This is a genomic window from Mesorhizobium sp. M7A.F.Ca.CA.001.10.2.1 (genome assembly GCF_003998575.1).
Classification (GTDB): domain Bacteria; phylum Pseudomonadota; class Alphaproteobacteria; order Rhizobiales; family Rhizobiaceae; genus Mesorhizobium.
Window position 1 is genome coordinate 1 of record NZ_RZQY01000161.1, and the last position, 10,190, is coordinate 10,190.

The window sequence follows — 10,190 nt, forward strand, 5'->3', positions numbered from 1 at the left end:
GCCGCAAGCCGATCGTGCTGGCCTGGCTGGCGATCGTGTTTCCCTGCCTGCTGCTCAATTATGCCGGGCAGGGTGCCTTCGTGCTGGCCAAGAATGGCGTCGTCGGCCATCCGTTCTTCGAGATGAACGAAGGCTGGACGCTGATCCCGATGGTCGTGCTGGCGACCGCCGCCACGGTCATCGCCAGCCAGGCGGTGATATCAGGCGCGTTCTCGCTGACCAGGCAGGCGGTGCAGCTCAACATGCTGCCGCGGCTCGAAATCCTGCACACGTCGGAGAAACAGTCCGGCCAGATCTACATGCCGCGCGTCAATCTTCTGCTGGCGCTGGTGGTGATGATGCTGGTGGTCGGCTTCGGCGAGTCCAGCAGGCTGGCGTCGGCCTACGGTATTTCGGTGACCGGCAACATGCTGGTGACGACGGTGCTGCTCTATGTCGTCATGACGCGCATCTGGAAATGGCGGCTGTGGGTGGCAATCTCGCTTACGGCGCTGTTCGGCTTCATCGATGTCGGCTTCTTTGCCTCCAACATCGTCAAGGTGTTCGAGGGCGGCTGGGCCTCGCTGGCCGTGGCCTTCACCGTCGTGCTGGCCATGTGGACCTGGGTGCGCGGCAGCCGCTATCTGTTCGACAAGACCCGCCGCAACGAGATCCCGCTCGATTTCCTTGCCGGCAATTTGTTGAAGAAGAAGCCGCAGCTGGTCTCCGGCACCGCCGTCTTCCTCACCAGCGATCCGCTAAGCGCGCCAACCGCGCTGATGCACAGCCTGAAGCACTACAAGGTGCTGCATGAGCAGAACGTCATCCTTTCGGTGGTGACCGCGCCGCAGCCGGTGGTGCCCGACAGCGACCGGGTCAAGATGGAGACGGTCAACGAGCTGTTCATGCGGGTGACGCTGACCTTCGGCTACATGGAGCAGCCCAACATCCCGCGCGCACTGGCGATCTGCCGCAAGCAGGGCTGGAAGTTCGACATCATGACGACCTCGTTCTTCCTGTCGCGGCGTTCGCTCAAGGCCTCGCCCAATTCCGGCATGCCGGTGTGGCAGGACCGGCTGTTCATCGGCCTGGCCCGCACTGCGGCCGACGCGACGGAGTACTTTCAGATCCCGACCGGGCGCGTGGTGGAGATCGGCACGCAGGTGGCGATCTAGGGGCATGCCGGATCGGCGAATGGACTGTGCCTCACGGCACAGTCCATGTCACTCCGCTTCAACCGGCCAGGGCGACCTTGTTCGCCTCGAGGAATTGCTTCAACGTCTTTGGCGTCCTGCCCGAAAGCGACTCGATTGCGTCGGTCACCATGGCGATACGGCCGGCGCGCGTGTTGGCGTCGAAGGACACGATGACCTCAGCGAAATCCTCGGGAACGCCTGATGCCTTCACGCCTTCGGTCAAGGCTTCATCCGAAACCTGGACGACATCGAGCGGCTTGCCGGTGACCTCGCTTACCAGGGCGGCAATCTCAGCCGTGGTGTAGGCCTGCGGGCCGGTCAAGGTGTAGGTCTTGCTTTCGTTCGAAACGGCAGCGAGACCGGCGGCGATCGCTGCTGCCATGTCGTCGCGCGCACCAGGCGCAACGCGGCCCTCGCCGGCGGACGTGTACCATTTTCCCGAAGCGATCGCGTGCGGCAGGGCCATGAACAGGTTCTCCTGGTACCAGCCGTTGCGGAAGATCGTGTAGGGGATGCCGCTCGCTTTGATCGCCTGCTCGGTGCCGTAGTGATCATTGGCAAACAGCACCGGCGAAACCGGTTCCGGGTTGGGCATCGAGGTGTAGAGAAGGTGGGAAACACCGGCCTTTTTAGCGGCGGCAACCGCGTTCTGGTGCTGCCTCAGGCGCTTGCCGTGTAGCAGGTCGATCTCGCCGGTCGAGATGATCAGCACCCTGTCGGCGCCCTTGAAAGCAGCCTCCAACGATAGTGTGTCGTCGAAGTCAGCCGCCCTTGTGATGACGCCTCGCGCCGCCAACTCGGCAAGGTTTTCCGGATTGCGGGTGGTGGCGATGATCCGGCCCGCGGGGACCTTGAACGTGTCCAGCAGGTGGTTGATGACGCTGCGGCCGAGCTGGCCGGAAGCGCCGGTGACGAGAAGGGTTTGGGTCATGGAAGATCCTGACATTGCGCCGCTAAGGCGGTTCGAGGGGCAGTCTCAAAAAGAGACCAGCACTAAAATAGGAATTGACCCAGAGCCGTAAAGAAGGCAGTTTTTCGGGAGGTAGGCACGCGCAGGGAACCAGCGGTGGACAGCAAGATCGTCAATCTGAGATCGAAGTTGGAGGTCTACAAGGCGGTCTCCGGCGGCGGCAACTTCGCCAATTGTCCGGTCCGCGAGGTCATCCAGGGCGTGAGCGGCAAATGGAGCTCGCTGCTGATGATGGCTTTGGCCGAGCAGCCCTATCGCTTCGGCGAGTTGCGGCGGCTGGTGCCGGACATTTCACAGCGCATGCTGACGCAGACGCTCTACGATTTGCAGCGCGACGGCTATGTGCATCGCGAGGTGTTCCCGACCAAGCCGCCGAGCGTCGAGTACAGCCTGACCGATCTCGGGCATTCGATGTTCGGCGCCTTGCATCAGCTGATCCTGTGGGCCGAGCTCAATCATGATGCGGTGCGCGGCGCACGCGCCGATTTTGACGCCGCCCAAGGCTGACCAGCGGCGCAAAGCCGTTGGTGACGGCTTGATTTCGTCCCGCCGCTGAAGGATTGTCCCGGCCAATCCGGCTTTGGGGGCACTGGCATTTCCTATGATATCGCAATTGCAGGCGCCGGGCCGGCGGGACTGGCCGTGGCGCTCTATCTCAGGCGTGCCGGGCATCGGGTCACCGTGTTCGAGCGCTTCGATGAGCCGAAGCCGGTCGGCTCCGGGCTGATTCTTCAGCCGACAGGGCTGACGGTACTGGCCGGTCTTGGCCTGCTCGACGACATACTGGCGCTGGGCAGCCGCATAGACCGCCTGCATGGCGCCGATGCTTCCACTGGCCGCACGGTGCTCGATGTCCGCTACGATGCGCAACGCGGTGGCCGCTTCGGGCTGGCGGTGCACCGGGCGGCTTTGTTCGGTGTGCTTTTCCGCGCCGCGCAGAGCGAGGCGATCGCCATCGAGACCGGCGTCGAGATCGAGGCCCTGGAGACCGGCGAACGGGCGACGCTGATCTGTGGCAACGGGCGGAGGGCAGGGCCATTCGATCTGGTCGTCGACGCCAGCGGTTCGCGCTCGAAACTGCGCCGCGAAAGCGCTCCAGGCGAGCCGCGGCCACTCACCTATGGTGCGTTCTGGGCCTCGCTCGGCTGGCGTGGCGATGGTTTCGACGAGCACGCGCTGCTGCAACGCTACGACAAAGCGAGCGTGATGATCGGCGTGCTGCCGATCGGCCGACCGGAGCCGGGCGCTGAAAAGATGGCGGCCTTCTTCTGGAGCCTGAAGCCGTCGGATGCCGATGAGGTGCGCGTTCGCGGCCTGAACGCCTGGAAGGAAAGGGTGGTCCGGCTGTGGCCGCAGAGCGAGGCGTTCACCAGCCAGATCGACAGTTTCGACCAGCTCTCGCTGGCCCGCTACGGCCACCACACGATGAAGCTTCCGGCCGGTAGGCGATTGGCCGTCATCGGCGATGCGGCGCATTCCACCAGTCCGCAACTCGGGCAAGGGGCGAACATGGCGCTGCTCGATGCCGCGGCGCTCAGCAATGCGCTGGCGCGGGCGTCAAACGTCGAGGCAGCGCTGGAGGCCTATGCGAGGGCGCGGCGCTGGCATGTCCGCGTCTTCCAGGCGCTGTCGCTGGCATTCACGCCGTTCTACCAGTCGGATTCGGTGGCGCTGCCCTTCCTCCGCGACAGGCTGGTGGCGACGGTGGCAAAAATCCCGCCGGCGCCGCAATTCCTCGCCTCGATGGTGGCGGGAACCGTGATCGATCCGTTCAGGCGGATTGGACTTGAGGAAACGCGGTGGGATTTCGGACAAAATCCGGATCATGATACGACCGCATCCTAGAGTTTTTCGCATCAGACCGATCCGCATGAACGCTGTCATGTCCATAGTCCGAAAATCGCTAGGCCTGATGCAGGTCGTTGCATCTGTCCTGGCCACGTCGGTCGTGGCGCCGCCCTTGCCGACGGCGCAAGCTCAGACGCCGGGCCAAGCCGGTCAGCAGACTCCAGCAGGCAGTGAAGAGGCGCTGAAAGTTCGGATCGATGCGGCCTACAAGCTGATGATGGAGGTCGGGCGCTTCGACGATGGTTATGCGCAGTTGCGGGCAGCGCTGCTCGATGCGGCCAGGAGCGACCTCTACGAGTTCACCGTGGAGAGCTACTCGAACGCCGGCGCGACGTTCCTCAACAACCAGATCCTCGACAACGCCGAGGAGATTTTCGCCGAAGGCCTGAAAACCAGGGCGATGCAGCAGGATGTCGCGAAGCGTGCCGATTTCTATCTCAATTACGCAATGCTGAAACAGGCCGAGAAAGACTATCAGGGCTTCGTTTCCATGTGCGCTACGGCAACCAATCTCTACGCCCACTACCAAGGCACGGAATCCCTGGAACTCATGTATGCCAACGATGTGCTGGCGACAGGGATCGCTGCATTCGGTCAAATCGCTGCGGCGATCAACGTTGACCAGCGCAATCTGGAGATTGCGGAGCGGGTGCTTGGCCAGGACGATCGCTTCACCTGGAAGCTGCAGAACAATCTGGCCGACATGCTGCGTCAGATCGGGGCACCGACACGCGCCTTACAGTACGACCTGAATGTGCTCGAGAAACGTATCGGCTACTACGGGCCAAATCACTTCAACGTTCTGGTTAGCGCCAACAACACGGCTCAGGACTATCTCGACCTCGCCAAGTACGACGAGGCCTTGCGCTATTTCCAGCAGGACCGGGATATCGCTGTCCTCCTCAAGCAGGAAGGCAATCTGATTGAGCAGGCCGATGCCTGGCTGCTTTACACCAGGGCTCTTTCCGGTGCACAGCCGCTCGACGCGCCGACGCTCGCACGCTTGCTGCCGCTGACCAACGACGCGAGTTATCCCGAGATATTGGCAATCAAGATCGCCAACCTGCTCGCCGCGCATTTCGCCGCGATGGGCGATACCGAAAACAGCATGAACCAACTCGATCGGGCCTATAGCATCGCCGGATCGACATACGGCTCGGTGCACCCGCTGACCTTTGCCGCGCGGCAGGCCATGGCCAACCTCAAGGCGAAGTCGAATCCCGAGGCTGCAGCCACCGATTTTGCGGCTCTCAACGATGACATGTTGCGTTGGAATTGGTTCCAGGTGAGCACGGCCGCCAACCCGGTCGTCGCTGAAGCCAGCCGCGCCTTGGCCGATGACATGCTCTACGACTATGCGCGGCTGGCAAAAAACAACGCATCGGCAGTGCCGGCATTCGCTGAAGCGGTGCGTCGCTGGCCGACACTCGAAAACGACAAACGGGATCAGTTGCGCAGACTGTCGCGTTTGATCGATCCGAACGATATGGAGACACGGCATTTGATCCAGGCCGGGATACGGCTGTCCCTGGCCTACCAGGAGGCTGCTTCCAGTGGCGACAGTGCCGACGATCCAGGTGCGGTACAGCCCGACCAGGCTCAGGCGGCGTACGAAAAGGCGATCACGAGAGTTACGACGAAGTACAGATTCGACCAAAGCGTGGTGGACAAGCCACTGCCATCCGCAAACACGCTGCTGCAGCCCAACGAGGCGCTGATCGATTATTTCATCACTCGCAAGTGGCGGGCGGACCGCGAGAGCGCCGATCCGCTGGAAGACGAACGGCTCTACGCGATCGTCACGCGCAAGGACCAGCAGCCGTCGCTCTATGACCTCGGCGATCCGCGCCGGCTCATCCCAGCCGCCCGGGAAACCCGCATGGCAAACCTCAGGTCGACCCGCTCCGCGCAGGAGCGTGGCGCTGTGACCCTGGTCGATCTGAACGCGACATTCACAGGGCTTTACGCCGGTCTGATCGCACCTCTGGAGCCGTCGCTTGGCGGCGCCGACACGCTTTTCGTGGTGCCGGACGGCAAGCTGTTTTCGGTGCCATTCCCCTTGCTGCAGGACAGCAAGGGCGCGTCGCTCGATGATCGCTTCCTGGTGCGCATGCTGACCCGGCCGGAATCGCTGTTGAACGCAGGCATCGATCAGAGTTTTCCCAAGTCCGGCAAGGCCTTGCTGGCCGGCGGCCTGGATTACGCACGGGGTGCGGAGAAGGGTGCCGAGCCGCTACCGGGTACCCGCAAGGAGGTCGACGCGATCGCCTCGATCCTGCGCGGCGATCATTATTCGGTCGAGACCCTTACCGGAACGGCTGCCGGCGAACGGGCGCTGCGCAAGGACATCGAGCAGGCCACGGTCGCGCATCTGGCCACACATGGTGCCTACCGCGACGAGAAAGAGGGCGGCGTCGGTGCCGTGAATGCGCTGTGGCAGAGTGAGGTCGTGCTGTCCCGGTCGGGAAACCGGCAATCGATGAAGCGCGATGATGATGACGGCCGGCTCTATGGCATGGAGCTGATGATGTGGGATTTGTCGAACCTCGACCTGCTTGTGCTCTCCGCCTGCGAGACGGCCCGTGGCCAGGAGACATTCGTCGGCGGTTTGCGCGGCCTGCCGACGGCAATCAACATTGCCGGTGCGAAGCGCTCGTTGCTAACCCTTTGGCCTGTGGACGATGCGGGAACCGCTGCCTTCATGGTGAGCTTCTACGGCCATCTCGCCGCCGGGCGGACTTATCCGGAAGCGCTGCGCCAGGCCCGTCGCGATGCCCGCGACGGCGAGATATCAGGCGCGCAGGACCCTCGGGTATGGGCCGCCTTCGTCATGTTCGAAAACTGACGGCCGCGAGCCAACGCTTGCCCGCGATCGATCCGTTCAAGCGGATCGGGCTGACCGAAGCGCGGTGGCCGGGTCGTTTTGCCGGATGAGGCCTGAAAGGTGCGATCCCTTCGCTTGCAGAAAAGCATGCAGGCGCTGCGGATAGTCCGGCGCCACGGCTTGCCTGATCGACGGGCGCTCACTCAACGCTTTGCGCCAGGCTCGGACGAGCGGTTTGCCGTCCAGAATGCCGAAATCACCGATGCGGTCGAAGACATCGAGGTAGCGGAAGACCGGACCGTAAACGGCGTCGACCAGCGAAAAGTGCCTGCTGGCGAACCAGGGTCCGCCGGGCTCGTCCGCCAGCTCGGCTTCGAGGCGATCGAACATGGCGGACAGCGCGCTGGATTCGGCCAGGAAGCCAGCTTCGGTCGAGGCTGAATAGAACCGGCCGATGGCGTTGAGGGTTGCCGAACCGAACTCGATCCAGGCGCGATGACGGGCGCGGGCATAGGGGTCGGCAGGGTGGAGGGGATTGGCTTGCGTCTCTTCAAGGAATTCGAGGATGACGGCCGATTCGAAGATCACCGTTTCCTCGCCATTTCGCTGTACGCGCAGCAGCGGCACCTTGCCGAGCGGCGAGATCGCTTTGAACCAATCCGGTTTGTTGGCCAGGTCGATATCGATGCGCTCGAACGGCACGCCCTTTTCGGCCAGCGAAATCGCGGCGCGCTGCACATAGGGGCAGAGGTGATGGCTGACGAGGATGAGCTTGTGTGCCATGAGGTTTCCAAGGTTAATGCATTTGCATCTATATAGATGCACATGCATCGATCGTCAAGCTTGATGCAGATGCATCTACTGCCTATGCTTGGCCATGACCGAGAAAGCCACGCCTTCGCCAGAAGCCATCAAGGCCTGGGCTCGCCTGATGCGCGTTTCGCGCCAACTGATGGAAAGCGCTGAAGAAGCGTTGAAGGCCGCCGGCCTGCCGCCGCTTGCCTGGTACGACGTGCTGCATGAGCTCGCTGAGGCGAGCGAGGGCGGGCTGCGGCCGTTCCAGCTCATCGAGCGCACTCTGTTCGCGCAATACAACATTTCGCGGCTGCTGGCCCGGCTCGAGGCCGATGGGCTCGTCGAGAAACTGACGGTGGCCGATGATGGTCGTGGCCAGACCATCCGCATCACCGCCAAGGGCCGCGAGACACGCCGCCAGATGTGGGCTGTCTACGGACGGTCGATCACCGAACTGGTTGGCGCCAAACTGTCGGCGGATGAATTGACCAGGGTCTCCGCACTGCTTGGACGATTGCGCCATCCGCCAGCCTCCGATTAGCGAGGCTTGTCGCGCGGCAACGCATCACTTGCAGATATTTTGCGCCCGCCCTCTTGCGCGCGGCCTCGGATTGCGCAATATGCCGAACCGTAACGTACGGTACGGCATACCGGAATGACCGGTGGCCCGACCTTTCGAGAGAAGAGCGTGTTGCACAGCGTGCCCGACATCGACACCAGCGAAGCGCTGACAGAACGGCAGAAGGCCGTGCTCGACGCGGCGTTGCGGCTGCTGGTCGAGGAGGGCGATCATCTGACCATGACCGCCGTGGCGCGCCGCGCCAGCTGCTCCAAGGAAACGCTCTACAAATGGTTCGGCGACCGTGACGGGCTGCTGACGGCGACGGTGCAGTGGCAGGCCTCGAAAGTGCGGGTGGCGCCGGTTGACGGCAAGGGGCTCGATCTTGCCTCCCTGACCGCAAGTCTCGAACGCTTCGCCTCGGACTGGCTCAAGGTGATCTCCAGTGACACCTCGATCGCGCTCAACCGGGTGGCGGTCAGCCATGCCGGTTCGGGCAAGGACAATCTCGGCGCCGTGGTGCTTGAGAACGGCCGCTTCGCATTGGCCAAACGGTTGAAGCCGGTGCTTGAGGCCGGCCGACGGACCGGACTTTTGGATTTCGCGGATGCCGAGACGGCGTTCCGCACCTTTTTCGGGCTGGTCGCCCGCGACGTGCAGATCCGTCTGCTGCTTGGCGACCGGCTGAAATTGACTGAGGCGGCGATCGGCGGCGATGCCGCGCGCGCGACGCAGCAGTTTCTCGCTCTTTTCGGAGCAAAAACCGGGCCGCAGGGCCTCTGATTCATAAAACGGGAAGGAAGACAAAATGCGCGTCTATTACGATCGTGATGCCGATCTCAATCTGATCAAGGGCAAGAAGGTCGCCATCATCGGCTACGGCAGCCAGGGCAGGGCGCATGCGCTCAACCTCAAGGATTCCGGCGCCAAGGAAATCGCCATCGGTCTCAAGGCCGGCTCGGCGACCGCCAAGAAGGTCGAGGCCGATGGGCTCAAGGTGATGAGCGTGGCGGACGCCGCCAAATGGGCCGACCTGATGATGATGGCAACGCCGGACGAACTGCAGGCCGACATCTACAAAAACGAGATCGCGCCGAACATCCGCGACGGTGCGGCGATCGCCTTCGCGCACGGCCTCAACGTGCATTTCGGCCTGATCGAACCGAAGTCGACTGTCGACGTCGTCATGATCGCGCCGAAGGGTCCCGGCCACACGGTGCGCGGCGAATACCAGAAGGGCGGCGGCGTGCCGTGCCTGGTCGCCGTCAACCAGGATGCCTCGGGCAATGCGCTCGACCTGGCGCTGTCCTACGCCTGCGGCGTCGGCGGCGGCCGCTCGGGCATCATCGAGACCAATTTCCGCGAGGAATGCGAGACCGATCTGTTCGGCGAGCAGGTCGTGCTGTGCGGCGGTCTGGTCGAACTGATCCGGGCCGGTTTCGAGACGCTGGTGGAAGCCGGCTACGCGCCTGAGATGGCCTATTTCGAGTGCCTGCACGAGGTCAAGCTGATCGTCGACCTGATCTATGAAGGCGGCATCGCCAACATGAACTACTCGATCTCGAACACCGCCGAATGGGGCGAATATGTCTCGGGTCCGCGCATCATCACCGCCGAGACCAAGGCCGAGATGAAGCGCGTGCTGAAGGACATCCAGACGGGAAAATTCACCTCGGAATGGATGCAGGAATACCGCGCCGGCATGTCCCGCTTCAAGGGCATCCGCCGCAACAATGACAGCCACCAGATCGAGGAAGTCGGCGCCAAGCTGCGCGCGATGATGCCCTGGATTTCCAAGAACAAGCTGGTCGACAAGGCCAAGAACTGAGCGAAATCCACAAGCGCTCGAAAACAGCGGCTTCCATGAACAAAAACGGCGCCAAGTGGCGCCGTTCAGACTGCTGACAAACCCCTGGCATTTGCTGGGGGTTTTTGATTCACTGGGTCATGTTGAAGCGACCCGCCCCTGAACAGACCGCGCTCGAGATGGTGACGCTGGATCAGTTGGTTCCTGCCGAT

Annotated in this window: 9 protein-coding genes; 7 read left to right on the forward strand and 2 right to left on the reverse strand. The window is 62.8% G+C overall.

From position 1 onward, the window contains the following. A partial coding sequence (locus EN964_RS13060; RefSeq protein ID WP_206528716.1) for a KUP/HAK/KT family potassium transporter occupies positions 1-1,154 on the forward strand: 1,154 nt, incomplete at its 5' end. A gap of 58 nt (positions 1,155-1,212) precedes the next feature. Here EN964_RS13060 and EN964_RS13065 read toward each other — a convergent pair. Then, positions 1,213-2,106 carry an SDR family oxidoreductase gene (locus EN964_RS13065; RefSeq protein WP_127269396.1) on the reverse strand — a complete coding sequence of 298 codons (894 nt, stop codon included), beginning with the start codon at positions 2,104-2,106 and terminating at the stop codon, positions 1,213-1,215. 135 nt (positions 2,107-2,241) lie between these two features. On the opposite strand from EN964_RS13065, the gene EN964_RS13070 reads away from it, so the two are divergent. The 3 genes from EN964_RS13070 to EN964_RS13080 all read left to right on the forward strand — a co-directional run bounded on the left by EN964_RS13070 (position 2,242) and on the right by EN964_RS13080 (position 6,838). Beyond that, entirely contained in the window at positions 2,242-2,652 is a 411-nt protein-coding gene (locus tag EN964_RS13070) for a helix-turn-helix domain-containing protein (RefSeq protein ID WP_127269397.1), read from the forward strand. A gap of 135 nt (positions 2,653-2,787) precedes the next feature. Beyond that, a complete protein-coding gene (locus EN964_RS13075) occupies positions 2,788-3,990 on the forward strand; it encodes an NAD(P)/FAD-dependent oxidoreductase (protein ID WP_236382982.1) in 1,203 nt (400 codons plus the stop codon). A gap of 37 nt (positions 3,991-4,027) precedes the next feature. After that, positions 4,028-6,838 carry a CHAT domain-containing protein gene (locus tag EN964_RS13080; protein ID WP_164749003.1) on the forward strand — a complete coding sequence of 937 codons (2,811 nt, stop codon included), beginning with the start codon at positions 4,028-4,030 and terminating at the stop codon, positions 6,836-6,838. Positions 6,839-6,874: 36 nt separating this feature from the next. Here EN964_RS13080 and EN964_RS13085 read toward each other — a convergent pair whose 3' ends face one another. Then, positions 6,875-7,600: a glutathione S-transferase family protein gene (locus tag EN964_RS13085; RefSeq protein ID WP_127270251.1), complete on the reverse strand. Its 726-nt coding sequence runs from the start codon at positions 7,598-7,600 to the stop codon at positions 6,875-6,877. A 94-nt stretch (positions 7,601-7,694) separates the two neighbouring features. Here EN964_RS13085 and EN964_RS13090 point away from each other — a divergent pair, with 94 nt between their 5' ends. The 3 genes from EN964_RS13090 to ilvC all read left to right on the forward strand — a co-directional run bounded on the left by EN964_RS13090 (position 7,695) and on the right by ilvC (position 9,999). Beyond that, on the forward strand, positions 7,695-8,153 hold the full coding sequence (locus EN964_RS13090; RefSeq protein ID WP_127270249.1) for a MarR family winged helix-turn-helix transcriptional regulator: 459 nt from the start codon (positions 7,695-7,697) through the stop codon (positions 8,151-8,153). Positions 8,154-8,300: 147 nt separating this feature from the next. Continuing rightward, positions 8,301-8,954 carry a TetR/AcrR family transcriptional regulator gene (locus EN964_RS13095; protein ID WP_164749002.1) on the forward strand — a complete coding sequence of 218 codons (654 nt, stop codon included), beginning with the start codon at positions 8,301-8,303 and terminating at the stop codon, positions 8,952-8,954. Positions 8,955-8,979: 25 nt separating this feature from the next. Next, positions 8,980-9,999: a ketol-acid reductoisomerase gene (ilvC, locus tag EN964_RS13100; protein ID WP_013531065.1), complete on the forward strand. Its 1,020-nt coding sequence runs from the start codon at positions 8,980-8,982 to the stop codon at positions 9,997-9,999. Positions 10,000-10,190: the final 191 nt, after the last annotated feature.